The sequence below is a fragment of the Hymenobacter sp. UYAg731 genome, from assembly GCF_054061335.1.
The window spans coordinates 250,765-273,622 of sequence record NZ_JBSSEC010000006.1 but is presented as its reverse complement, the minus strand read 5'-3'; the positions used below and the strand labels follow the sequence as shown (position 1 = coordinate 273,622).

General features: G+C 61.8%; 21 protein-coding genes. 14 read left to right on the top strand and 7 right to left on the bottom strand.

The window, feature by feature from the left end; all coding sequences use genetic code 11:
• Positions 1 to 21: 21 nt before the first annotated feature.
• Complete coding sequence (locus ACVWYF_RS19120) at positions 22 to 2,286, bottom strand: tetratricopeptide repeat protein (RefSeq protein ID WP_457071036.1); 2,265 nt, start codon at positions 2,284 to 2,286, stop codon at positions 22 to 24.
• Between the two features lie 297 nt (positions 2,287 to 2,583).
• Between ACVWYF_RS19120 and ACVWYF_RS19115 the strand changes: the two genes are divergently transcribed.
• From ACVWYF_RS19115 to ACVWYF_RS19095, 5 genes are all read left to right on the top strand, one after another.
• Positions 2,584 to 2,940 carry a hypothetical protein gene (locus ACVWYF_RS19115; protein ID WP_457071034.1) on the top strand — a complete coding sequence of 119 codons (357 nt, stop codon included), beginning with the start codon at positions 2,584 to 2,586 and terminating at the stop codon, positions 2,938 to 2,940.
• A gap of 62 nt (positions 2,941 to 3,002) precedes the next feature.
• A complete protein-coding gene (locus ACVWYF_RS19110; RefSeq protein WP_457071032.1) occupies positions 3,003 to 3,149 on the top strand; it encodes a hypothetical protein in 147 nt (48 codons plus the stop codon).
• A gap of 135 nt (positions 3,150 to 3,284) precedes the next feature.
• Complete coding sequence (locus ACVWYF_RS19105; RefSeq protein ID WP_457071030.1) at positions 3,285 to 4,211, top strand: cation diffusion facilitator family transporter; 927 nt, start codon at positions 3,285 to 3,287, stop codon at positions 4,209 to 4,211.
• A 128-nt stretch (positions 4,212 to 4,339) separates the two neighbouring features.
• Positions 4,340 to 5,527, top strand: a complete 1,188-nt coding sequence (locus ACVWYF_RS19100; RefSeq protein WP_457071028.1) for an amine oxidase — start codon at positions 4,340 to 4,342, stop codon at positions 5,525 to 5,527.
• Between the two features lie 92 nt (positions 5,528 to 5,619).
• Positions 5,620 to 6,111: a methylated-DNA--[protein]-cysteine S-methyltransferase gene (locus tag ACVWYF_RS19095; protein WP_457071026.1), complete on the top strand. Its 492-nt coding sequence runs from the start codon at positions 5,620 to 5,622 to the stop codon at positions 6,109 to 6,111.
• A gap of 116 nt (positions 6,112 to 6,227) precedes the next feature.
• Here the strand turns inward: ACVWYF_RS19095 and ACVWYF_RS19090 are convergent, their stop codons facing one another.
• The gene (locus ACVWYF_RS19090) at positions 6,228 to 7,112 is read right to left on the bottom strand and encodes an alpha/beta hydrolase (RefSeq protein ID WP_457071023.1); all 885 of its coding nucleotides are present in this window, start codon (positions 7,110 to 7,112) and stop codon (positions 6,228 to 6,230) included.
• 211 nt (positions 7,113 to 7,323) lie between these two features.
• Here ACVWYF_RS19090 and ACVWYF_RS19085 point away from each other — a divergent pair, with 211 nt between their 5' ends.
• Positions 7,324 to 8,088: a tetratricopeptide repeat protein gene (locus ACVWYF_RS19085; RefSeq protein WP_457071021.1), complete on the top strand. Its 765-nt coding sequence runs from the start codon at positions 7,324 to 7,326 to the stop codon at positions 8,086 to 8,088.
• A 79-nt stretch (positions 8,089 to 8,167) separates the two neighbouring features.
• Complete coding sequence (locus tag ACVWYF_RS19080; protein WP_457071019.1) at positions 8,168 to 8,902, top strand: hypothetical protein; 735 nt, start codon at positions 8,168 to 8,170, stop codon at positions 8,900 to 8,902.
• Between the two features lie 181 nt (positions 8,903 to 9,083).
• On the opposite strand, the gene ACVWYF_RS19075 is transcribed toward ACVWYF_RS19080, so the two are convergent.
• Both ACVWYF_RS19075 and ACVWYF_RS19070 read right to left on the bottom strand, forming a co-directional pair.
• A complete protein-coding gene (locus ACVWYF_RS19075) occupies positions 9,084 to 11,957 on the bottom strand; it encodes a M4 family metallopeptidase (protein ID WP_457071017.1) in 2,874 nt (957 codons plus the stop codon).
• Positions 11,958 to 12,172: 215 nt separating this feature from the next.
• A complete protein-coding gene (locus ACVWYF_RS19070) occupies positions 12,173 to 13,498 on the bottom strand; it encodes an amidohydrolase (RefSeq protein WP_457071014.1) in 1,326 nt (441 codons plus the stop codon).
• A 154-nt stretch (positions 13,499 to 13,652) separates the two neighbouring features.
• Between ACVWYF_RS19070 and ACVWYF_RS19065 the strand changes: the two genes are divergently transcribed.
• Positions 13,653 to 14,321, top strand: a complete 669-nt coding sequence (locus tag ACVWYF_RS19065) for a phosphatase PAP2-related protein (protein ID WP_457071012.1) — start codon at positions 13,653 to 13,655, stop codon at positions 14,319 to 14,321.
• Between the two features lie 74 nt (positions 14,322 to 14,395).
• Here the strand turns inward: ACVWYF_RS19065 and ACVWYF_RS19060 are convergent, their stop codons facing one another.
• Both ACVWYF_RS19060 and ACVWYF_RS19055 read right to left on the bottom strand, forming a co-directional pair.
• A complete protein-coding gene (locus ACVWYF_RS19060; RefSeq protein ID WP_457071009.1) occupies positions 14,396 to 15,178 on the bottom strand; it encodes an SDR family NAD(P)-dependent oxidoreductase in 783 nt (260 codons plus the stop codon).
• Positions 15,179 to 15,363: 185 nt separating this feature from the next.
• The gene (locus ACVWYF_RS19055; RefSeq protein ID WP_457071007.1) at positions 15,364 to 16,179 is read right to left on the bottom strand and encodes a phytanoyl-CoA dioxygenase family protein; all 816 of its coding nucleotides are present in this window, start codon (positions 16,177 to 16,179) and stop codon (positions 15,364 to 15,366) included.
• A gap of 372 nt (positions 16,180 to 16,551) precedes the next feature.
• Between ACVWYF_RS19055 and ACVWYF_RS19050 the strand changes: the two genes are divergently transcribed.
• The 6 genes from ACVWYF_RS19050 to ACVWYF_RS19025 all read left to right on the top strand — a co-directional run bounded on the left by ACVWYF_RS19050 (position 16,552) and on the right by ACVWYF_RS19025 (position 21,492).
• Positions 16,552 to 17,115 carry a hypothetical protein gene (locus ACVWYF_RS19050; RefSeq protein ID WP_457071004.1) on the top strand — a complete coding sequence of 188 codons (564 nt, stop codon included), beginning with the start codon at positions 16,552 to 16,554 and terminating at the stop codon, positions 17,113 to 17,115.
• 15 nt (positions 17,116 to 17,130) lie between these two features.
• Positions 17,131 to 17,322: a TonB family protein gene (locus ACVWYF_RS19045; RefSeq protein ID WP_457071002.1), complete on the top strand. Its 192-nt coding sequence runs from the start codon at positions 17,131 to 17,133 to the stop codon at positions 17,320 to 17,322.
• A 98-nt stretch (positions 17,323 to 17,420) separates the two neighbouring features.
• Positions 17,421 to 18,983 (top strand): hydroxymethylglutaryl-CoA reductase, encoded by a 1,563-nt coding sequence (locus tag ACVWYF_RS19040; RefSeq protein WP_457071000.1) that lies wholly within the window; start codon positions 17,421 to 17,423, stop codon positions 18,981 to 18,983.
• 33 nt (positions 18,984 to 19,016) lie between these two features.
• Positions 19,017 to 19,790, top strand: coding sequence for a hypothetical protein (locus ACVWYF_RS19035; RefSeq protein ID WP_457070998.1), 774 nt, complete (start codon positions 19,017 to 19,019; stop codon positions 19,788 to 19,790).
• Between the two features lie 72 nt (positions 19,791 to 19,862).
• Positions 19,863 to 20,612, top strand: a complete 750-nt coding sequence (locus tag ACVWYF_RS19030; RefSeq protein WP_457070995.1) for a hypothetical protein — start codon at positions 19,863 to 19,865, stop codon at positions 20,610 to 20,612.
• Between the two features lie 148 nt (positions 20,613 to 20,760).
• Positions 20,761 to 21,492, top strand: a complete 732-nt coding sequence (locus ACVWYF_RS19025) for a hypothetical protein (RefSeq protein ID WP_457070993.1) — start codon at positions 20,761 to 20,763, stop codon at positions 21,490 to 21,492.
• 147 nt (positions 21,493 to 21,639) lie between these two features.
• Here the strand turns inward: ACVWYF_RS19025 and ACVWYF_RS19020 are convergent, their stop codons facing one another.
• Entirely contained in the window at positions 21,640 to 22,845 is a 1,206-nt protein-coding gene (locus tag ACVWYF_RS19020; RefSeq protein WP_457070991.1) for a homogentisate 1,2-dioxygenase, read from the bottom strand.
• Positions 22,846 to 22,858: the final 13 nt, after the last annotated feature.

Below are 22,858 nucleotides of genomic sequence, written 5' to 3'. Positions count from 1 at the left end.
GGGGTAGTAAGGTGCGGTGGGCTATTTCGTGCCCGGCGCGGCTATGGCCTCGCCATTGGCCTGCTGCCATTCCGGCCATTCGGCCAGTACCTCCAGCGGCGATTCATCGGCGATGACTGCGGCTAGCTTCGGTAGCCATTCGGCAAACGGGTGCCCGTCCTGCTGGGCGCGGGCTATGTTGGGCACAAAGTCCCAGCCTGTAGACCGCTCGCCTTTTGTCAGCAATTGCTTTAGGCGGCTTAGCGGCAGGGTATCTCCAAGCGGGGGCCGATGGGCTAGCTCGTAAAAAGCAAGTTCAAGGAGCAGGTCAGAGGACGCTTCAGAGGCTAGTGCTTGAACTTGGTCTAATATAGGCAGCCCTTCTATGGAATTTCTCGCCAGAAGGAGTTGGGCGTAATTGCCGAGATTGATAGCGTGGGTGGGGTCGGTTTCAATAGCGCGCTTGTAGTACCCCTCTGCTTCCTGCACGCGCTTCTCACCTACAAGAAGATTGGCATAACTCCCGAGAGTATTAACGTTGGCAGGGTTGGCTTCGATAGCGCGCTTATAATACTCCTCCGCTTCCTGCGCCCGCTTCTCCTTTGTAAGGAACAGGGCATAATTCCAGAGAGCGTTAGCATAATTGGGGTCAGCTTCAATAGCGCGCTTATAATACTCTTCAGCTTCCTGCGTACGCTTCTCACCTGCAAGCACAATAGCGTAGTTCGCGAGAGTCACAGCATGGGTAGGGTCGACTTCAAGGGCACGCTTGTAGTACCCCATTGCTTCTTGTGGGCGCTTTTCCTCTGCAAGGAGATTACCGTAACTCCCGAGAGCTGTTACGAAAGTGGGGTCTGCTTCGATAGCACGCTTGTAGAATGTCTCCGCCTCATGCACACGCTTTTCATCTGTAAGCCAAAGAGCGTAGTTCCCAAGAGCGTTAGCGTAAGTGGGGTCTGCTTCAATAGTACGCTTGTAGAATGTCTCCGCTTCCTGCTTTCTCTTTTCACCTGCAAGCAAAAAAGCGTAGTTCCCAAGATTGATAGCTTCAGTAGGGTCAGCTTCAAGGGCACGCTTGTAATATGTCTCCGCTTCCTGCACACGCTTCTCACCTGCAAGAAAGACGGCGTAGCTTCCTAAGATTTCCATTGATTCCGGGAACCGCTCAATCCCGGAAATATAGATTGCTTCCGCCTTTGCCGGGGCGCTTTTCTCAAACCGAGAGGCCTCTAGCAATACGGCGCGCCAATCGGGAAAGGATTTATCGGCTTTTTGGACGGCTGCTTTTAGGGCTACCTGGGCTTTGGTAGTAGCGGGCTTTCGGGTGATGGTGCCAGTTAAGACCTTGTAGGTTTCCATCAGCTTATCGAACACGTCTTCGAAGCGTTTGGGCTTGGGGAGGCTCAGGTTCATGGCCGCGTGAACCAAGAGCATGAACTCATCAAACCGGGGGCTTTCAATCCATACGGCCTGCCGCTTGTGCAGCCACTCCGATAGCCGGCAGTTGGGCTCGGTTTGGCTGCACCAGTACACGCCCAGGGGCAGGGCATCGTCCGGCAAGGCTTCCAGCAGTTTCACCACGCTCTCATCGTTGCCGCTGTAGCCTAAGAAAATCAGCCCCCGGTCGTGCAGCAGGTTACGAACCTGGACGTTCGTTCTATCGGGCAGCTCGGCCGTTTCCTGCGGGGTATTGTACGGGCTTAGGTGGTTGTCGCCGTGGATTTTGACGATGAGCGGGCGGGTGCGGGTGGGGCGGATGTAGCCCGCCAGCGACTCGTGATGAATGACCAGGGGCCGGATGGACGTGAACAGGTACAGGGCATCGGCTACCAGGTCGTCGAAGTTGGTGGTGAGCACCACGTTGAAGGTGCCGTTGGCTTTGGTGTGCTCCATCAGGGCGGCCAGCACGGAATAGCCGAACGCTGGAAATTTGTTGTCGCAGAGCCGTTCAATCTCCCGTTGTTGCGCCTCCCGCTGCAAAAAGAGTCGTTCCATCAGAATGCCATAGCTCGCGGCCGGATTGGTGTGGTCGTAGGCAAACTCGTCTTTTCCCCAAACGGCATGGTCGGCTTGCTCGGGAGCCATCATATCGCGCAATTTGGGCAGCCACTCATCGGCAACCAATCCGCCGGCGGTTTTGATACCCGACGAAACGGAGCAGCCCGAGCCGAGAAAGAAGGCGTACCGTTTATCCTGGGTGCTGAGGTCCGCGTTCAAGCGGCGGGCAAATTCGCTGGCGCTGATACGCATTAACTTCTTTGGGGTGGTAGCGTTTTTGGGAGTCATGTCAGGTAGTTCAATGCTCATACTAAAGTATGGGGTATGCGCCAAAGGATAGGCTGAAACCGGAGAGGTCCGGCCGTTTCTATTCTGCCTCAAAAGGCAACAAAAGCGGGGCTGACGCCACAAGCGCCGGCTACTGCCTGCCACTTTTCCAGCCTGCCGGGCGTGTGTCAAAACTTGTTAGCGCAGGTGTTATAACATGGTTTCCGCCAGCCTGGGGATTGATGTTTCGGGCGGGTTAGCAGTTGTGCTACTATAACCGCAGCCAGACGTGCCAGACACGGCTACAAACTGTGTTTATTCGCATAACAGATGCCTGCTATGCGCCCCCTTTTCCTCACCCTGCTCCTCGCCGCCCTTCCCCTACTCTTCGGCTTCTGGGTGAACGAAACGGCCCCGCACCCGCCTACCAAAGCTTACCTAGCAGCCCGCTGCACCCGCTACTGCTACGCCCACGCCTGCCCCCACGCCACGGCGGCCAACAGCCCGGCCTACTTCCGGCTCCGGCCGCTGTACGGGTTCACCATCGCGGCGTTGTCGGTGGGCGGCGGGGCGTTGTACAGCCTGTTCAATGTGGATTTCTACCTGGTATTCATTCCCGGGCTGCTGCTGGGGCTCACGTATGGGGTGCTGCGCAACGCCCAGACGCTGCGGCAGCTAAAGCAACGGCGGGCATGAGTGCGCTGGGGCAGCTGGCGGGCCGGTTCGCGCACCTTGCGTTTTGGTACTGCGTCGATTTCATGGTGAACCTAGCCAACCTGGCCCACAGCAGCTACCCCGAAGCCAATACCTGGGTGCTGCTGCTCCTGCTGCCGGGGCTGCTGGCAGGCCTCATCGGGGTGCGGGTGGCGCAGGGATTTGCGCTGCGCCGGGCCCGGCGGCGTTAGCACGCGTGTAGCGCGGACTTTTAGTCCGCGCCGGTGGGCGAACCGGTTCGCGGACTAAAAGTCCACGCTACTTTTCGCCAGCCTGCTCCCGCCTTTTGCCAACGGCAACCCCATTTCCTCCGTACTTGCGCACCTATGGCCGACGCTAACGCATCCAAAGTTTCCCTTTACGGCGGCATTGCCGCCAACGTAGCCATTGCCATCAGCAAGTTTGTGGCGGCATATTTCACCGGCTCCTCGGCCATGTTATCCGAGGGCATTCACTCCTTGGTCGACACCGGCAACAGTGGCCTGCTGCTCTACGGCACCGCCCAGAGCCAGCGCCCGCCCGATGCCGAGCACCCCTTCGGCCACAGCAAGGAGCTGTATTTCTGGGGCCTGATTGTGGCCGTGCTCATCTTCGCCATCGGCGGCGGCATGTCGTTCTACGAGGGCATCAAGCACATTCAGCACCCCGAGCCCATCGAAGACGCGGGCTGGAACTACGTGGTGCTGGGCATTTCCTTTCTCTTCGAAGGCATTGCCTTTTACCTCTCGGTGAAAGCGCTGCTGGCCCAGGCCGATGCCAACGTGGGCTTCGTGAAAATGCTACGCACGAGCAAAGACCCGGCAGTATTTGCCTCGGTAATGGAAAATCTGGCGGCCCTCGTGGGCCTGGCCATCGCGGGCCTGGGAGTATTTCTGGGACATTTGCTGAATAATCCCTACTTCGATGGCGGTGCGTCCATCGCAATTGGCCTGCTGCTGATGCTGGTGGCCATGTTTCTGGTGGGCCGCACCAAGGGCCTGCTGGTGGGCACCGGCGTCGATGCCGCTACCCTGGCCAACCTGGAGCGCATTGCCCGCGACCAGCCCCAGGTGCGCGACATCCGCTCGCCCCTCACCATGTACCTCGGCCCACACGACGTGATGCTGGCCCTCGATGTGGACTTTGCCGACAACCTGACTTCAAGCGAAGTAGCGTCTGCCGTCGAGCATCTACAGGACGCCATTCGGGTGGAGCACCCCGAGGTGAAGCGCATTTTCATTGAGGCAAAGAACCTGGCCAAGGCCGCCAAGTAGCGCGAGCTAAAAGTCCGCGCTGCGATAAGCACGACCTTAACCCTAGCCCTATTTTTACAGTTTACCACGATGCCCGCGCCCGCCTCACCGGCAGGCACGGGCATTTGCCCATTATACCGCTTCCTTCCATGGCCATTCTTACCCCCGTCGCCTCCCCGTTCCGCTCCTTTTGGTGGGGCGGCTACGAATGCACCGACCAGCTCAATGCCTTCGGCCACCGCGTCGATTTCCTGCCCCTCACCGGCCATTTGCAGCTGATTGACGAAGATTATACCGACCTTGGCCCGTTCAATGTCCGCACTGTGCGCGAAGGGATTCGCTGGGCGCAGATTGAGAAAACGCCCTACCAGTATGATTTCAGCACGGTAAAAACCATGCTCGAAGCCGGGCTGCGCCACGGCATCCAGCAAGTCTGGGACCTATGCCACTTCGGCTACCCCGACGACCTCACGCCGCTGCACCCGCTCTTCGCCCGGCGCTTCGCCGCCCTCTGCCGCGCCTTCGTGGATTTCTACCGCAGCCAGCGGCCCGATGACGTGCTCATCGTCACGCCCATCAACGAGGTCAGCTTTATTTCCTGGCTCGGGGGCGATGCCCGGGGCACCACGCCCTACTGCCACGGCCAGGGCTGGGACGTGAAATACGGCCTCATGCGCGCCTACATTGAAGGAGCCCACGCCCTGCGCGAGACCGATCCCACCATCCGCATGCTCAGCACCGAGCCGCTGGTTCACATTGTGCCGCCGCTGCACGCCACGCCCCGCGAGCGCCGCCAGGCCCGCGAAGCTCACCGCAACCAGTTTCAGGCCACCGACATCCTCGCCGGCCGCCTGTGCCCCGAGCTGGGCGGCCGCGAAGAGCTGCTCGACATCGTGGGCTTCAACTACTACTACGACAACCAGTGGCAGAACGGCACGCCCAATAAGCTGGGCTGGAACGACCAGGTGCCCGACCCGCGCTGGGTGCCCCTGCGCAACCTGCTGCGCGCCGCCTACAAGCGCTACCGCCGCCCCTTCGCCCTCACCGAAACCAGCCACCCCGGCGTCGACCGCCCCCTGTGGCTGCGCATGATTGCTGAAGAATGCGCCGCCGTGCTCCGCGAGGGCCTGCCGCTGCAAGGCATCTGCCTCTACCCCATCATCGACCGCCCCGACTGGGACCACCTCGACCAGTGGCACCAGTCCGGCCTCTGGGATGCCGACCTCGCCCAGCCCGGCCCCGCCCGCGTGCTGCACCAGCCCAGCGCCGAAGCCCTGCTGGCCGCCCAGGCCCTGATAACCGAAGCCGCGCCCCAGCGCCAGGCAGTGTTGGTGTAGCGCGAACCGGTGGTTCGCGGCCGCGCGCCGTTAAAAATGCGTGAGCGGCGCGGGGCCGCGACCCGCCAGTTCGCGCTACTTATTTTTGGTCCATGGATGCCACGGTCTACCTCCCTTCCCCCCTCGGCCCGCTCGCCCTCATCGGCTCCGATGCGGGCCTACGGGCCGTTTCGTTTCTGGATGCAGCTACAATAACCGCCACGCCGCCCACCGCCGTGCCCGCCTGCCTGCGCCCCGCCCATCAGCAGCTCCAGGCCTATTTCAACCGCGAGCTGCGCGCCTTCGACCTCACCTACGCCACCGGTTTCGGCACCGATTTCCAGCAGCAGGTGTGGCAGGCGCTGCTGGGCATCGGCTACGGCCGCACGGCCTCTTACCTCGACGTGGCCAGGGTGCTGAACAACCCCAAATCCGTGCGGGCCGTGGGCGCGGCCAACGGCCAGAACCCGCTGGCCATTGTCTGGCCCTGCCACCGCGTCATCGGGGCCGATGGCAGCCTCACGGGCTACGCCGGCGGCATGCACCGCAAAAAATGGCTGCTCGAATTTGAGCAGCCCACCCGCCAGGGCGGCTTGTTTGGGTGAGGCAGGTTGGCGGAATGGTGGCTTAGTGAGTCATTGTCAGTGGATTAGTAGGTCATTAGGTTGAACTGATTCTACAAGCTTTGTAAAATTCACCAACCCACTACTCCGTCAACCCACTATGCCCCCACCAGCTTCAGCAGCCCTTGATAAATAATGTTGTGCTGCCAATACAGCTGCAAGACCATCGGAATGTGGTGCCGGCCGGGAATAATGGTATACGGCGCGGGCTGCCCCGTCGCCTTCAGCCGGTCCCGGAAGCGGCCCGAGCTGCCGCTGATGCTCGGGTACGTCTCGCCGCCGATGTAGAAGATGAACGGCGGCAGATTGGGCTTAATCTTGTAGATGGGCGACATTTCCTTCCACACGGCCGGGTCTTTGCCGAAGGGCACGAGGTATTGCACGTCACCCTCATACTTCATTTCCTTGAGGTAGCTGTACATATCCAGCCCCGCCGGGTCGTCCATAATGGCCCCGCGCACGGGGTTTTGGGGCAGGCCGTTGGCGGCCAGCAGGGCGTCATCGGTGGCCAGTAGGGCAGCCAGGCCGCCGCCGGCCGAGTGGCCCATCACGAACACGCGGGCTGGGTCGCCGCCGTATTGCTTGATGTTTTGCACCGTCCAGGCCAGGGCGCGGGCGCAGTCGGCGGCCTGCTCGGGCACATGCACGGGCGGCGCGAGGCGGTAATTAATCAGCACGGCCACCACGCCCTGCTTGGCCAGCCGCCGGCCGATGAAGGTATAGATGTTCTTGTTGCCGCTCGTCCAGCTCCCGCCGTGAATGAAGAGGACGACGGGGTAGCCGGCTCCGTTCGGCGCAGCTTTTTTGGGCGAATACACGTCCAGAATGTGGCGTTCCTTATCAAAATCGGGGGCCGAGGCGGGCACGTAGGCCACGTCTTTGGTGCGGTGGCTGGGGCGGGCCACCACGTATTCGGTGGCCAGGATGATGACCACGGCGGCCAGCAGCACGGCCACGGGAGTCAGCAAAAAGAAACGACGCATTTGTGGAAATTAAGCGGGAAAGCCTGCGGCCGAATGCCGGCGCAGGGTTTTCACCTACGCCCGGGCCGGGCCGGCAGTTTGCCCGGCACCGGCCCGACACTGGCCCGGCACCAGGGCCGGGGCCTTGGCAGCATTGGCTTTATCTTTGTTGGAATGGCTGCGGGCTGGCTTTTTGCCGGGCCGCGCCTTCCTCATTTATTTATTCGCACCCGTGTCGATTTCTGCTTTGCCTAAGAATATTTCAGCGGCCTTTGCCGTGCTGCTGTTGGCAGGCCTGCTGGGGGCCGCGCCCGCCCAGGCCCAGCGCAAGGGTGCCACCCCCACCGTGAACCCCGATGGCAGCCTGGCCACCCCGGCCCCGGGCAAGCCCATCCGGTTGCAGCCGCTGTTCGGCGGCCTCAGCCCCACCCAGGCCACCCAGCTGCTGGGCGAGGCGCAGCTCAAAGCCATTGCCGCCAGCTTCGCCTCCACGGCCGAAGCCAGCGCGTTTTTCACCAACAAGGGCTACGAATACCTGCGCGAAAACCAGCCCGACACGGCCACCTACCGCTTCAACCTAGCCTGGCTCCTCAACCCGCAGAACGCCGAAGCCTACCGCGGCCTGGGCATCATCGCCAGCAGCCAGCCTACGCCCGATGCCGCCATTGCCCTCCTGAGCAAGGGCTTCGGCATCGCCCCCGGCAGCACCTTGCTCATGAGCGACCTGGGCGCGAGCTACCTCATCCGCTACGGCCAGACCAAGAAAAAAAAGGACCTCACCATGGGCCTCACCCTGCTCCAGCGCGCCACCACCGCCGACCCCGCCAACGCCAACGGCTGGCAGCAGCTGGCCCGTGGCTTCTACTACCAGGAAAAGTACGCCGAAGCCTGGGACGCCGTGCATAAAGGCCAGAATGCCAGCGTCAGCAGCCTCGACTTCGACCTCATCTCCGACCTGCTGGCCAAGCTGCCCGACCCGCAGGGCACCTTCAAATAAACCCCGCCGGCACACGGATTTCAGCGCTTTGTGCGTTGGGCTGCGTATAGGCGGTTTTCGTTTCACTTTGGTTAATAGTATGCGGTTTCGCGCGTTGATTTTCGGAGGGCTGGCGGCTGGCGCACTTAGCAGCCATACCGCCCAGGCGCAGTACCACCACCCGGTGCGGCACTACAACCGCCAGGAACGGGCCTACTTCCGGGGGCCGCTGCACGTCACCCTCGGCGGCGGCACGGCCCTCTACAACGGCGACCTGGGCAACAGCCCCGGCGATAATTTCCTAGGACCGGCCCTGAGCCTGGGCGTGCTCTACCGCCTCACGCCGCACCTGCACCTGGGCAGCGAGTTCTCCTACGTGGAGCTGGGCGCGCGCGACAAGGCCAAGGAGCGCGGCCTGGCCTTCACCAGCACCAACGGCCTGGGCACGGTTTTTCTCCGGTTCGATTTATTGCCCGACGAGTCCGTGTTTGCGTCCTCCACGGCCGATGCGCCCATTTTCCAGGTGTTCGTGCAGGGCGGCGCGGGGCTGCTGCTCTACAATCCGCAGGCCTACATCGGCACGGAGCGCGCCACCGGGAGCACGGGCTTCCTGCGGCCCGAACGCAACGACTACCCCGCCCTGGCCGGCGCGTTTCCGGTGGGCGCGGGCTTTAGCGTGCGCCTCACCGACAAGCTGCGCGCCAACCTCGAAGGCAACTACTACTTCACCACCACCGACCAGCTCGACGACATCAGCCTGCGCCTCGGCGGGGCCTCGGCCAGCAACGACGGCTTCGGCACGGTAATGCTCAAGCTGGACTACTCGCTGAAGTAGAACCAACAACGCTGTCATCCTGAACCCAGCGAAGGACCTTGTGGTTGAAGAACGGTTTGCAGTAACTCAAACGGCTCAAATGTGATAAGGTCCTTCGCAAGCCCAGGATGATGGAAACAACAAAAAAGGCCCGCCAGCAATGCTGACGGGCCTTTTTATTGCCTTGCGGTGAGAGAGCGGACTACTCTTTCACGAAGCGCTGGTGGTACACCTGCTTGCCGTCGCTCACGGTCAGGGTATACATCCCGTTGGCCAGGCGGCCGATGCTCAGCACGCCGTTGTTCAGCGACAGGCCTTCGACGCGGGCACCGCGTACGTCGGTTACCGTTACGCTCTTGATTTCAGCATTCTCCGGCAGCAGCAGGTTCAGCACGTCGGTGGCCGGGTTGGGGTACACAGCCAGCAACTTCGAGCCGTTGGCAACCGTGTTGCCGGTCAGGGACGCGATACCGGTACCGCCGGTGATGTTCACCGTGTAGTCCTCCGTTTCGCCGTAGCTGTAGGTGCCGCAGCTGCTGGTAGCAGCGGCGTCGCTCAGCGTAACGCGCATGCGGGTAGCCCCGCTCTTGGCCGTGGAAGGCACCGTGAAGGCTGCCGAACGGGTGGTCGCTACGCTGCTGGCAGCCGCACTCACCACCAGCTCACCGGCATCGGTGAACACACCGTTCTGGTTGTAGTCGATGTACACTTTCACGTACTCCGAGTAGGCCGTGCCCACGAAACCGGCCGAGAAGTTGATGGTCTGGGCCGAGCCGGCCGCCACCGTGGTGCTCAGGGCCGTGCCGTTGTAGTAGCCAGCATCAGCGCCCGAAGTGCGGTTGATGGAGCCAAGGTTCACGAGGTCGATGTACTCATAGGCCACGCTGGTGCCCTTGCTGGCGCAGTAGGTGGGCGTGCCGCCGCCGCCACCGGCAGCAGTGATGTTCACCGTATAGTCCTCGGTTTCGCCGTAGCTGTAGCTGCCGCAGCTGGTAGTCGCGGCGGCGTCGCTCAGCGTCACCCGCATGCGGGTAGCACCCACGGTAGCCGTAGCGGGCACCGTGAAGCTGCCGGTAGCGGCCGTAGCCGAAGCCACGGTACCTGAGGCAACCAGTTCACCGGCATCGGTGAACACGCCGTTCTTGTTGTAGTCGATGTACACTTTCACGTACTCGGTGTAGGCGCTCGATACAAAGCCGGCCTTGTAGGTAACGGTCTGGGCCGAGCCCTGCGCGATGCTCGTGGTCAGGGCCGTGCCGTCGTAGTAGCCGGCATCAGCCCCCGAAGTGCGGTTGATGCTGCCGAGGGCCACCTGGGCAATGTACTCGTAGGCCACGCTGGCACCCTGCGAAGTGCAGTAGGTGCTACCACCGCCACCGCCGCCGCTGTAGGCTGCGCCGATGCCCACGGCATACCAGGCGTTGGTTACGGCTTGCGTCTGCGTCGAAGTAGCGCCGAACAGGTCCGTGGCGGCCTGGATGGAATAGGTGCGGGCTTGGGCATAGGTCGAGCCGGCTACCATGTACACGCTTTCCATGCGGAAGGTGATTTTAGCCGCATCCGTAATCCCAATGGCACCCACGTTGTAGGCAAAGCCTTTTTCGTTGGTGCCCGACTTGCCCACCGCAATCAGGTAGTACCAGTAGTTGAGGATGCCCGAGTTGGTATGCACCCCGCCCTGGTCGTTGGCGTTCGACGGCGACGAAGTGGTGGCCGCCCAATACTGGCCTTTATAGTAAGCCGGCTGGCCGTAGAGGTTGGGGTTGCTCATCGAGCGCAGCGCGCCGCCGGCTTTCATGATGTCTTCGCCGATGTCCCAGGTCGACTTGGTGAGGCCCAGGGCCGCCGTGGTGTACTGCTCGATGCTGGCACCCCAGATATCGGACAGGCCTTCGTTCATCGCGCCCGACTCGTTGGCGTAGGTCAGGTTAGCCGTCTTTTCGCACACGGCGTGGCCGATTTCGTGACCGCACACGTCCAGCGCCGTCAGGGGCTTGAAGGTGCTGGCACCGTCGCCGTAGGTCATTTCGGTGCCGTCCCAGTAGGCATTTTCGTAGCCCGCGCCGCCCGGTACGTCATCAAAGTGTACGTAGCTCTTGATTTTGGCCCCGGCGTTGTCGTAGCTGTTGCGGCCGAAAACGTTTTTCCAGTAGTCATAAGTGGCCTGCGCCCCGAAGTGGGCATCGCCGGCCACGTTGTCGAAGTTGGCGTTGTTATACTCGGCGGCCGTCCAGTTATTGTCGGCGTCCACGAAGTCGGTGGCGGCGGTGTAGCTGTTGCCTTTCCTGCAGTTATAGGTTTCGATACCCAGGCCGCGGGTATATTCCTTCAGGTGGTAGCCGCCGGTGGTCGTTTCGTTGGCCAGCGAGCGGGTGCCGCTGTAAGCCGTAGCAAACGTAGCCGTGCCGGCCGTGTGCTTGATGATGTTGTCTTGCAACACTACCTGACCGGTGCGGGCATCCACGTAAATGAACGCGCGGCTGATGGGCTGCGCGGCGTACACGTTGAACTTCCAGGCCAGCACGAGCGGGCCGGTTTCGGCGCTCACGCGGGCGTCGCGCACAATCACCAACTCGCCCTGGGGGAGGAATGATTTGGCGTCGGCTTCGTTGGTCTGCCACTTGTACTGGCGGGCACCTACGTGGGCCAGGGCGCGGTCCAGGGCCGCGCTTTCGCCCAGCGACGGCGTCGTGTTCAGGCCCGAAATCTTCTCAAAATCACCGCTGATGCTTTCCACGGCCCCGGCTTTGGAATGCACCGAATAAGTGGCGTGCTCCACGCGAATGCCCTGGTAATATTGGGCAAATTTCTGGTGCGTGAAGCCAAGCTGGTCGGTTTCGGCGCTACGCTGCACCATTTGGTCGGCATTGGTAAGGGCCAGCTGCTGGCGCAGCACCTGGTCGCCGCTCATGCCCCGGGAGGCCATTTTAGCATCGGCACTAAACTGCACCAGCACGGGCTGGTTGTCTTCGCCCAATACTTTGGATTGGATGCGCGAGGCGTCCTGGGCATTGGCCGTGGTGGCAACCAGGCCGCCGAGCATCAGCAATGCCGCCGCTGAGTATTGTTTTTTCATGTAATGAGATAAAGTTGTTGGTGGGACACTAAGCCTGAGCAAATTTTGAATATTTTGCATCTAAGCGGCTGCAACGTAGGCAACTTTATCAAAACCATGAGCACAATGGCATCAATCTGTTAATAAAACCGAAATTTTGTACGTTTGATGAACATCCGATGAATTATGAATTGCATTTAATCAAATTCAACTATTCATTTGTCCTGAACGGATTACTACTTGCGGTTGCCGACGTTCAGATAGTCCGCCGCCAGGGTGGCTAAGGTCTTCACGCCCAAGGTGAGGCCGCTTTCATCGATGCGAAACCCGGCCGTGTGGTGGTCGGCGGTGGTGGCGGGGTCCTGGCCTTTGGTCATGCCGCCCACGAAGAGAAACAGGCCGGGCACCTTCTCCTGATAGAAGGAAAAATCCTCGGCTCCGGTCACGGCCTTTATCTCCCGCACATGGGCCGGGCCGGCCGCCGCTTGCAGCGTGGGCAGCATCTGGGCCGTGAGGGCAGGGTCGTTGGTGGTCACGGGCACGTAGGGCTCGATGGTGACATCGGCGGTGGCCCCGGCGCTCTCGGCAATGTTGGTGGCAATGCGGCGGATGGAGGCCCAGATTTGCTGCTGCACCGCCGGATTCAGCGCCCGGATGGTGCCCGACATTTCCACATCGGGCGGGATGACGTTGTAGCGCACCCCGCCGTTGATGGTGCCCACCGTGACCACGGCCGCGTCGTCAATGAGCTTCACCTGCCGGCTCACGATGGTTTGCAGGCCCATGATAATCTGGGCGGCCGTCACCACGGGGTCCACGCTGTTCCAGGGGTAGGCCCCGTGCGAGCCCTTGCCGTGGACTTTGATGGTGAAGCGGTCGGAGCTGGCCATCTCACCGCCGGGGCGGTAGCTGAGGTTGCCCACCTCGGTCTGGGCGTTGATGTGGACGCCAAACACGGCATCGACCTTGGGCTTGTCGAGCACGCCTTCCTTCACCATGAGCTTGGCCCCGCCCTCCACGCCGGGCAGCGAGCCTTCCTCGGCGGGCTGGAAAATGAACTTCACGGTGCCGGGCAGGTCGGCTTTCACCTGGCTCAGCACCTCGGCCGCCCCCATGAGCATGGCAACGTGGGTGTCGTGGCCGCAGGCGTGCATCACGCCCACGGGCTGGCCCAGGTAGGTAGTGGTGACTTTGGAGGCGAAGGGCAAGCCGCTGGTTTCGGTGAGGGGCAGGCCGTCCATGTCGGCGCGCAGGGCCACTACGGGGCCGGGCTTGCCGCCGCGCAGCACGCCCACTACGCCGGTGCGGCCCACGCCGGTCTGCACTTCCAGGCCCAGCTTGCGGAGGTGCGCGGCGATGATGCCGGCGGTACGGGTTTCCTGGTTGCCCAGCTCGGGGTGCTCATGGATGTCGCGCCGCCAGGCGATGACCTTGCTTTCTTCCTGGGTGGCCAGCTGGGCAATGCGGGCATCGAGGGCGGCATTCTGGGCGTGGGCGGCGGGGGTGGCGGCCAGCGCCAGCACGAGGCCGGCTGGCAAAGCAGAAAGTAAAAAGCGCGTCATAAAACCGGGGGTGAGGAATGAAAGCCAGGCGGCACGTTTCGGCCGGTGGGCAATGTTACGCCACCATTGCCAACCAGCGCGCTACTGTTCAGGCTGGAACGTATTTTTGCACGTTGTTTTATTGCCTTTCCATTAGCTGAACCCGTAATTTTTTGTGGCTACGATTCTAACTCCTCCTCCCCTGCCCCCATCCGTAGCGGCTCCACGCCCGCGCTTCTGGCCGGCGGCCTGGTCTTCGATGGGCTTCCGCCTGCGGCTGGGCGCGGTAGTGCTGCTGTTGCTGGGGTTGCTGCCGGTGGTGCCGGGCTTTTATCATTTCATTCAGGCGCGCCCCGGCCAGCGGCTGGCCGACCCGCTGCTGGAGCTGCTGCCGGTACACGACGTGTCGGCCCTCACGTTCGCGCTGATTTATGGCGGCATCGCGGCCACGCTGGCCTACCTGCTGCCCCGGCCCCAACGGCTGTTGCCGGCGCTGTGGGCCTATTATTTCCTGCAACTACTGCGAATGCTCACGCTGTGGCTGCTGCCGCTGGAGCCGCCCACCACGCTCGTCATCCTGCACGACCCGGTGATGGACCGCATTTTTGAAGTAACGACCCAGCCCATCGTGCGCGACCTATTTTTCTCGGGCCACACCGCCACCATGGTGCTTCTAACGCTAGTCGGCCGGGGCCAAAAGTGGCGCTGGGTGTTGGGCCTGATGAGCGTGGCCGTGGGCGTGCTGGTGCTGGTGCAGCGCGTGCATTACTCCTATGACGTGCTGGCCGCGCCGTTTTTCGCTTGGGCCGCGTATCGGCTGGCCGGGCGCGTGTGCCGGAAGTAGCGCGGACTTTGTAGTCCGCGAGTGGGGCACTTTAATGCCAGTTCACTCGCGGACTACAAAGTCCGCGCTACTTCTTACAAATACTTCTCGTAAATCCCGGCCGCAATCTTCTCCACGATGCCTTTGGGCACCAGGCTGGTGAGGCCGGCCGATACCTTGTTGAGTACGCCGGGGATGATTTCAGCCTCGCCAGCCAGCAGGCCGTTCACGGCGGCGGCGGCCACGGCTTCGGGCGTCATCGAGACTTTGTTGGCGGTGGCTTGCAGCTCGGCTCCCATGCCGGCGCGGTCGGCAAAGCTGGTGGTGGTAGCGCCGGGGCTCAGGCAGGTTACTGAGATATTGCTGGTTTTCAATTCGTAGCGCAGGCCCCGGCTGAAGCTCAGCAAAAAGGCCTTGCTGGCCGCGTAGAGCGAAAGCGAGGGCACGGCCTGGTAGGCGGCGGTGCTGGCCACGTTCAGGATGTAGGCTTTCGGGGCCTTGTGCAGGGTGGGCAGCAGGGCGTGGGTGAGGGCCACGGGCAGGTGCATATTCAGCTGCATCATGTTCTGCTGCTCCGTCAGGCTTAGCTGCTCGAAGCGGCCCCAGAGGCCGTAGCCGGCATTGTTTACCAACACGGCCAGCTGGTCGGTTTGCTGAATGGCCCAGGCGGCCACGGTTTCGGCGGCTCCGGGAGCGGCTAGGTCGGTGGCCAGCACGTGGGCCTGGCGCTTGTGCCGGGTGCCGATTTCGAGGGCCAGGTTGGTGAGTTGGTCTTCGGACCGCGCCACCAGCAGCAGGTCGTAGCCGCGCTGGGCCAGCAGAAGGGCAATGGCGCGGCCAATGCCGCGCGAAGCGCCGGTAACAAGGGCGTAGGCCATTTTTTCGATGAGGATAATGTCGTATCAGTATTACTACAAGGCCATCATGCTTCATCTGGCGTCCGCGGAGTCGAAGCATCTCTACCGCAATACTAAATCCTGTTGATTGGATTACTACCGTGAGGGAGATGCTTCGACTCCGCGGACGCCAGATGAAGCATGACGGCCTTTTTTCTTCGCCCGGACTACTTCACCAAGTGCAAGAAGCGCAGGTAGAACGGCGTGGGGCTGTCCTCGCTCTTGGGCTGGTATTTGCCCGAGATGATGGGCACGTACATCACGCGGCGGCGGCTTTCGGCCCCGATTAGCGGTGACTGGGCCACCCGGTGCCACATCCGGCCGTCGTGTACGGTGAGGTCGCCGGGCTCGGTTTCGATGGCCATTTCGTTGGGGTCGTAGTACACGTCCTTGTAGTACTTCTTGCGAAACAGCATCTTGTGCAGGCCCTGGCGGTGGGTGGCGGGAATCACGCGCAGGCCGCCGTTGGTGGCCTTGGTGCCGTCGAGATGCAGGCCCACGTTCAGCATGGGGCCGATGCGCTTGCCGTAGAATACGTCGCGCAACGAGTCGGTGTGCCAGCCCATCTGGCTGAATTCGGAGCCGGGCACGTTCACGTAATGGTTCACCACGAGGCCATCCTTCTCGTTCTCGCCCACGCGGCCGCCTTCGGCTTCGAGCAGCGGGAAAAGAGCTTTGAAACGCTCGTCCTGCAGCAATTCGTGCAGCACGGGGTGGTGCTGCGAGGCGAATGCGAAGCGCTGCACAATGCGCGAGCCGTCCACGTCGTGGCCGTATTTAATGGGCACGCCGTTTACTTTTTCTACGCCCTCGGCCAGCCATTTGGCCTGCACTTCCTGAGTCGCCTGGAGAATTTGCTGGACGTATTCGGGCGAGGCGAAGGGCCGGAAATGCAGGAAACCGTATTTGGTAAAAAAAGCCCGCTGCTCGGCGGTGAGGGTGCTGCCGAGCGTGAAGCGTGGATAGTCAGAGGATAGGGCCATAACAGAAAATTGGCGGCCGCCGGGTATGCCCAGCAACGCACAAAGGTAATACGTCCGGCGTGGCCTCTCCAGATTTTTGGGCACGGGCCACGAACAGCACGGCGGCTATAACCGCGCCGTCGCGCAGTAGTTTGGATGAGGCAAATACACGTTTCACGCGTGAACAGCTGGTGAATTTCCACCCAGCGGCCCGCCCGCGCTAACGGCCGCAATACGGCAATGTTTTAACAATCAGGCCTTTCCCTGATGCATCTGCCTGCCCGGGGGCGCATGGCCGGGCTACCCGCAGGCAAGGAAATGCCCACAACCGCGTTGCAGAAGCCACGCCAACCGTGAAAATTCCTATCTTTTCCCGCTCCTTTCCACCCAGCCATGTTCCTGCTGCCCACTTTCAACGCCGTTTTGCAGCCGTGTGCGGTAGGGCCGGCGGCTTTCCGGGCCCACGCACAAGGCCATTTTTGCGATAGCTGCCAGCGGGTGGTGCAGGATTTCAGCCAATCGAAAAATCCCGTGGCCGACCTGGCCGCCGCCCGCGCCGCCGCGCCCGATGGCCGGGTATGCGGCAGCTTCCGGGCCGCGCAGGTGCAGCGGACTCCGCCGACACTGACGCGACGCTTGAAGTGGTTTCTGGTGGCGCTGGTGCTGGTAGTGAGCCAGGGCCTGACGGCGCGGGAGGCGCTGGCGCAGGTGCGGCGAACTACTTATCATGCACGCCCACACACTGCAAAAGCCCGACTGTCAGAAGTGCCGACGGTGAACGAAACCATAACAATAAGTGGCGATATCACTCCCATTCCAATGCCAGAACCTACCCGGACCGGCAACGAGGTGTACGGCTACGTGGAGCAAATGCCCAGCTTCCGGGGTGGCGGCAACCGCGAGCTGATTGCCTACATTGAACAACAGGTGAAGCGGCCGACCGGCCCGGGTACCTAGGGTGTAGCGGGCCGGGTGTTCGTCACTTTCATCGTAGGAAAGGATGGCTTGGTGCGCGAAGTTGCCTTGCTTAAAGGCATCCAGCCGCTATTTGATGCTGAAGCCCTTCGAGTAGTGCGGGCGCTAACGGGCTTCACACCTGGCCGACAGAACGGCGAGGCAGTGGCCGTGACCATGAATGTGCCCATAACCTTCAAATCCGAATAAGCTACCTGAGTCCCATCAAGAGTCTCATATTATTTGGACATTCCGCCCAAAATTCCGCACCTTCACCTTTCCACACTAACCCCCACCCTCCCCGCCCTATGGTTTTCACGCCCAGCCCCATGCTCCTCAAACTGCTTTACACCCGTGGCAGCCTGCACAACCTGCCCGAAAACGCGGGCGTGGCCTTCAGCCTCAAAAACCGGCTCGATACCGTGCGGGTGACCGGCTTCAAGCAGGTGCAGATTGGCGAGGTGGTGGTGCCGGCCGATAAAATTCGGGTCGATTTGGGCAACGGGGAGCAGCGCGCCGCCACGAACATCGATGCCGACGGGCAGGCCGTGGAGCTGCCCGTCGGCCGCGCCATCACGGTGATGCTCGACATGCCGGCCCTGCCGGAGGGCATCCACCCGGTGCAAATGTGGTTTTCGACCGATGCCTTCGGCGATTTGCATATCGAGGTGGAAGATGCCATTGTGGGCGTGGCCAGCTCCAAGCCCCGCATTCCACGCTCCGACGAAGACGATTATTCCGATGCCGCCATCGCGGCCCGGCAGCGCTTCGCCGAGCAGTTTTCGGACACCGAATTCAAGCATCTCAAGCACTACTCCTTCGATGCTCACCAGCTGCAAGGCAACTGCGAGCATTTCATGGGCGTGGCCCAGATTCCGGTGGGCCTGGCCGGGCCGCTCACCGTGAACGGCGAGCACGCCCAGGGTGATTTCCTGATTCCGATGGCCACCACCGAGGGCACCTTGGTAGCGAGCTACAACCGGGGCATCCAGCTCCTGAACCTGTGCGGCGGCGTGAAATGCACCGTCATCGGCGATGCCATGCAGCGGGCCCCGGTGTTTGTGTTTGAGGACGCGCGCGGGGCGCGGGACTTCGGCAAGTGGATTGAGGACAACATCGACCTGATTCGGCCGCAGGCCGAAAGCACGTCCAGCGTGGCCAAGCTGCAGTACATCGACACCTATCTGAGCAACAAATTCGCCTACCTGCGCTTCAATTTCAGCACCGGCGACGCGGCCGGGCAGAACATGGTGGGCCGCGCCACCTTCGCCGCCTGCTCCTGGATTCTGGAAAACTATAAGGGGCCAAAAGTGGAGCACTTCTACCTCGAATCGAACTTCGCCACCGACAAAAAGGCCTCCCAAATCAACGTGATGCGGACCCGGGGCAAGCGCGTGGTGGCCGAAGCCGTGGTGAAGCGCGACATTCTGATGCAGCGCATGCGCGTGACGCCCGAGCAGCTGGCCTACCACGGCCAGGTGAGCAACGTGGGCGCGTTCATTTCGGGGGCCAACAACAACGGCGCGCACTCGGCCAACGGCATCACGGCCATGTTCATTGCCACAGGGCAGGACGTGGCCAACGTGAGCGAATCCTCGGCCGGCATTCTATATTCGGAAGTGACCAAGGACGGGGATTTGTACATCAGCATCACCATTCCGTCGCTCATCGTGGCCACCCACGGCGGCGGCACCGGCCTGGCCACCCAAAATGAGTGCCTGCAAATGCTGGGCTGCGTGGGCCGGGGCACGGTGCGCAAGTTTGCCGAAATAGTGGCCGGCGTGGTGCTGGCCGGCGAGCTCAGCTTGGGCGCGGCCATCTCCAGCTCCGACTGGGTGAGCAGCCACGAACAGTACGGCCGCAACCGCTAAGCGCAGCTTCATCCACTTCATTCCTTTCCACTTATGTCATCACATTTACTGAAATCGGGCACGCTGGCCCTGGGCCTGCTGCTGGGCGCGGCGGCTACCAGCCGGGCGCAGTCGGGCGAGCTGCTGGCGCACGAGTTTATCCGCAAGGATGTATTCGATGCCATGACTAAATCGATGCGGGATTCGCGCGATTACACCAAGCTCATGGGCTCGTTCAAGAACGTGGCCGGCAATGGCTATTTTGTGCCCCAATGGCTGCCGGGCACCCTGCTGATGGCGGCGGGCAGCCCCGGGGTGCCCAGCCCCGCCATACGGTACAACCTGGCGGGCCAGGTGCTGGAAATCCAAACCGACACCGACGATATCAAGGCCTTTTCGCCCCGGGATATCAGCGGCTTCAGCATCAAGACCGACGCTATCACCACCCATCAGTTCGAGGTTCGCACGTACCAGAACAGCTACGAAAACGCCGGGCGCGCCTTTTTTGAAGTCCTCAATCCCGGGGGCGCGTTGCAGTTCTTTTTGCTGCATCAGCTTGGGGTGAAGCCCGGCAACCCCGCCCTCACGAGCACCGGCGAGACGCGCGCCGACAACTACGTGAAGGAAACGCATTTCTACGTGCTGCGCCCGGGAGAAAGCAAGCTCACGGAGTTTTTGATTACCCCCAAAAAGGTGGTCAAGCTCTTCGGCAGCCACGCGGTGGAAGTGCAGCAATTCGCGGCCGCCAAGCACCTGGACTACTCCGTGGCCGATGACATTGTGACGATGACGGATTACTACAACAAGCTCGTTACGGCCCCCAAATAGGCGGGTTTCTGCGTGGGTTTGGCCCTTGTGCCTATTCAGGCCGGGCCGCACCTTTTCACTCCTCCTTCCCACATGCTTTCCTACCGCAAACCCTTCCTGCTGCTGGTATTAACCGGGGTATTCGGGGGCCGCGCCCAGGCCCAGATGCAGTCCTCGCGCGACCTCGCCGAACTCGGCATGGACCTGTACCAGCGGGCCAACTCGCCCGATGCCCTGGCCCGCATGCGCAAGGACTTGGTGAATGCCCCCGAAGCCTACCTGGAGCGCGTGGAGCTGCCCGGCACCCTGGTGCTGCTCGACAAGCGCCGGGTGCGGGTGCCAGCCCTGAAATATAACGTGGCCCTGCACCTGCTGGAAGTGCGCGACTCGACCGGCAGCCACGTATGGCCGCCCGGCAGCCTCGACGGCTTTTACCTAAACCTGGGCAGCGAGGCGCGGCATTTTCGCAGCCGGCTGGTGCGCAACGGCAGCACCCGGCTCGACTTTGTGGAAGTGCTGACCCAGGCCGACGACAGCCCCCTAGTCCTGGCCGTGCAGCACAGCTATTTCCACGAAGATGCCCAGCTCGACCCCGTGCTGCACACCGAAACCCGGCCGGAGCGCGCCGAAATTGGCCAGACCGTGCTGGCCGGCACCGGCCTCCTGGCCAAAGAACCGTTGCGGGCAGTATCGCTCAGCCAAAAGAGTGTGAGCCCGCTCTTCGGTAGCCGGGCTCCCGAAGTAGCCGCCTGGGCAGCCAAACAGGGTCTGAGCTACACCGACCTGGGCCAAGTGCTGCGCATGGTGGAATATTATAATCAGATATCCTTTAAGCAGCCCTAAAGCACTTCGAGCGCTCTACGAAAAATTCCAAATCCGGGGAATCCTAAGGCTGGCACGGTGCTTGAAAACGAACCACATTAGTGTGCAACCGCCTAATTATCGTATTTTTGACGCCCCCTGTACTGTTCATCTTCTTTTATATTCATTAGTGAAAATTCACTCCTGCTTATTTGCTATTTTTCTACTCGCCGGCGGGCTGCGGGCTAATGCCCAGGCGGCCAAAGAACAGGCCGAAGCCCGCACCATCTACGCCCAAAGCAACCGCAACCCCACTGCCGCCACCCTCCGGGCCGGCCTGAAAAACCAAGCCACCGGCTTCCTCGGCGATGGCACCTTTCAGCCCGGTGCCCTGCGCACCTTCGACGGGCGCTACCGCCCCGTGCCGGGCTTGCGCTTCCACGCTGGTATGCGCCTGCTCGAAGCCCAAGATTCCATCAACACCGATTCGACGCACCTGTGGCCCGTGGGCAGCCTGCGCGGCTTCGACCTAGGCGAGATGGGCGGCACCGGGGCCGATGCCCTGCGCCGCTTCCGCCCCCGCCTGGTGAAGGAAGGCAGCGCTGGCACCCGCCGCGAATTTGTGGAAGTGCTCACGGCCGTGGATGCTGGCCCGCTGCTGCTGGCCCGGCTCTACTCCTCGGGGGCCGATGCGGTGGCCGGCCGCCTGTCCATGGCCCCGCTGCTGCTGGTGGGTGCTGGCAACGAACCGACGGAACCTCTGCACCCCATCAACCTCAACCAGAGCGATGTACTGCACCTGTTTGGCAAGCGCGACAACGAAATAAGCACCTTCGCCAACACCCAGCACCTGCAATACGACCAACCTGCCGACGTGGCCAAAATGATTGACCGCTACAACCGCGTGGCGGTGGTGAAGTAAAGCAGCACTATTTGGCAAGTAAAAGGCCGTCATGCTGAGCGCAGCCGAAGCATCTCTACCGTAATACTAAATCCTTGCGCTTGGATTAGTTATACGGTAGAGATGCTTCGGCTGCGCTCAGCATGACGGCTTTTTACTTGCCAAATTTTAGTCCATCATATCCGCCGAGCGGGGCGGGTCGGGCACGAAGCCGGGGTTCCAGCTCATGGGATAGCGGCCGTCCACGTATTGCAGGGCCGTTTCGGTGAGGTAGAGCGGGCGGAACGTGTCGAGCATCACGGCCAGCTCGTGGGTTTCCTTTTTGCCGATGCTGGCCTCCACGGTGCCGGGGTGCGGGCCGTGCGGCAGGCCGGTGGGGTGCCAGGTGAAGGAGGCCAAATCAACCCCTTTGCGCGACATGAAATTGCCGGCCACGTAGTACAGCACCTCGTCCGAATCAACGTTGGAGTGGTTGTAAGGCGCGGGAATGCTGAGCGGGTGGTAGTCGAACAGGCGCGGCACGAAGGAGCAGATGACGAAGTTTTGCCCCTCAAACGTCTGATGCACGGGCGGTGGCTGGTGCAGGCGGCCGGTTATCGGCTCAAAATCGTGAATACTGAAGGCGTAGGGGTAAAAATAGCCGTCCCAGCCCACCACATCGAACGGCGAGTGTGCGTAGGTCAACTCATGAAGCAGGCCCTCTTTCTTAGTGTAAATCACGTAGTCACCCTCCGGGAATTCCTCGGTGATGAGCTCACTCGGCGGACGCATATCGCGCTCACAATAAGGCGAGTGCTCCAGCAGCTGGCCGAAGTGGTTGCGGTAGCGCCGCACGGTTTCCACGGGGCTGAACGACTCTATAATCATCAGCCGCACCGGGCCTTCCTCGAAGTGCAGCTGGTGGATGACGGTACGCGGCACCACCACGTAGTCGCCGGGCTCGAATGCCACCTTGCCCATCTGGCTCCACAGCTCGCCCCGGCCCTCATGCACGAAAATCACCTCGTCGGCCTGGGCGTTTTTGTAGTAATAGTCCATCCGCTTGGCCGTGGGGTTGCAGATGCTCATCGTCACATCCGCATTGCCCAATAGCGTTTGGCGGGCGGCCAGGTAGTCGCCGCCGGTGCTGGTCTGAGCCAGCGTGCGCAGGTGCTCGGGCTGGAGCGGCCGGTCCTTGATTAGCTTCGGGGCAAAGGGTTTGGGCGTGCCGACGTGCTTAATCTGCGTGGGCGGATGCACATGGTAGAGCAGCGACGACACGCCGTGAAACCCCAGCGTGCCCACCAATTGCTCCGAATACAGGGAGCCGTCGGGCTGGCGAAACTGGGTGTGCCGCTTGCGCGGAATCTGGCCGATGCGGTGGTAATGCGACATAAAAAGAGGGGTG

Coding starts and splice junctions, on each gene's coding strand:
- ACVWYF_RS19070 (WP_457071014.1), bottom strand. CDS start 13,498: ATGACGCGCTTTTTACTTTCTGCTTTGCCAGCCGGCCTCGTGCTGGCG.
- ACVWYF_RS19050 (WP_457071004.1), top strand. CDS start 16,552: ATGTTCCTGCTGCCCACTTTCAACGCCGTTTTGCAGCCGTGTGCGGTA.
- ACVWYF_RS19115 (WP_457071034.1), top strand. CDS start 2,584: ATGCGCCCCCTTTTCCTCACCCTGCTCCTCGCCGCCCTTCCCCTACTC.
- ACVWYF_RS19040 (WP_457071000.1), top strand. CDS start 17,421: ATGGTTTTCACGCCCAGCCCCATGCTCCTCAAACTGCTTTACACCCGT.
- ACVWYF_RS19105 (WP_457071030.1), top strand. CDS start 3,285: ATGGCCGACGCTAACGCATCCAAAGTTTCCCTTTACGGCGGCATTGCC.
- ACVWYF_RS19100 (WP_457071028.1), top strand. CDS start 4,340: ATGGCCATTCTTACCCCCGTCGCCTCCCCGTTCCGCTCCTTTTGGTGG.
- ACVWYF_RS19095 (WP_457071026.1), top strand. CDS start 5,620: ATGGATGCCACGGTCTACCTCCCTTCCCCCCTCGGCCCGCTCGCCCTC.
- ACVWYF_RS19035 (WP_457070998.1), top strand. CDS start 19,017: ATGTCATCACATTTACTGAAATCGGGCACGCTGGCCCTGGGCCTGCTG.
- ACVWYF_RS19030 (WP_457070995.1), top strand. CDS start 19,863: ATGCTTTCCTACCGCAAACCCTTCCTGCTGCTGGTATTAACCGGGGTA.
- ACVWYF_RS19075 (WP_457071017.1), bottom strand. CDS start 11,957: ATGAAAAAACAATACTCAGCGGCGGCATTGCTGATGCTCGGCGGCCTG.
- ACVWYF_RS19120 (WP_457071036.1), bottom strand. CDS start 2,286: ATGAGCATTGAACTACCTGACATGACTCCCAAAAACGCTACCACCCCA.
- ACVWYF_RS19110 (WP_457071032.1), top strand. CDS start 3,003: ATGGTGAACCTAGCCAACCTGGCCCACAGCAGCTACCCCGAAGCCAAT.
- ACVWYF_RS19090 (WP_457071023.1), bottom strand. CDS start 7,112: ATGCGTCGTTTCTTTTTGCTGACTCCCGTGGCCGTGCTGCTGGCCGCC.
- ACVWYF_RS19020 (WP_457070991.1), bottom strand. CDS start 22,845: ATGTCGCATTACCACCGCATCGGCCAGATTCCGCGCAAGCGGCACACC.
- ACVWYF_RS19060 (WP_457071009.1), bottom strand. CDS start 15,178: ATGGCCTACGCCCTTGTTACCGGCGCTTCGCGCGGCATTGGCCGCGCC.
- ACVWYF_RS19080 (WP_457071019.1), top strand. CDS start 8,168: ATGCGGTTTCGCGCGTTGATTTTCGGAGGGCTGGCGGCTGGCGCACTT.
- ACVWYF_RS19055 (WP_457071007.1), bottom strand. CDS start 16,179: ATGGCCCTATCCTCTGACTATCCACGCTTCACGCTCGGCAGCACCCTC.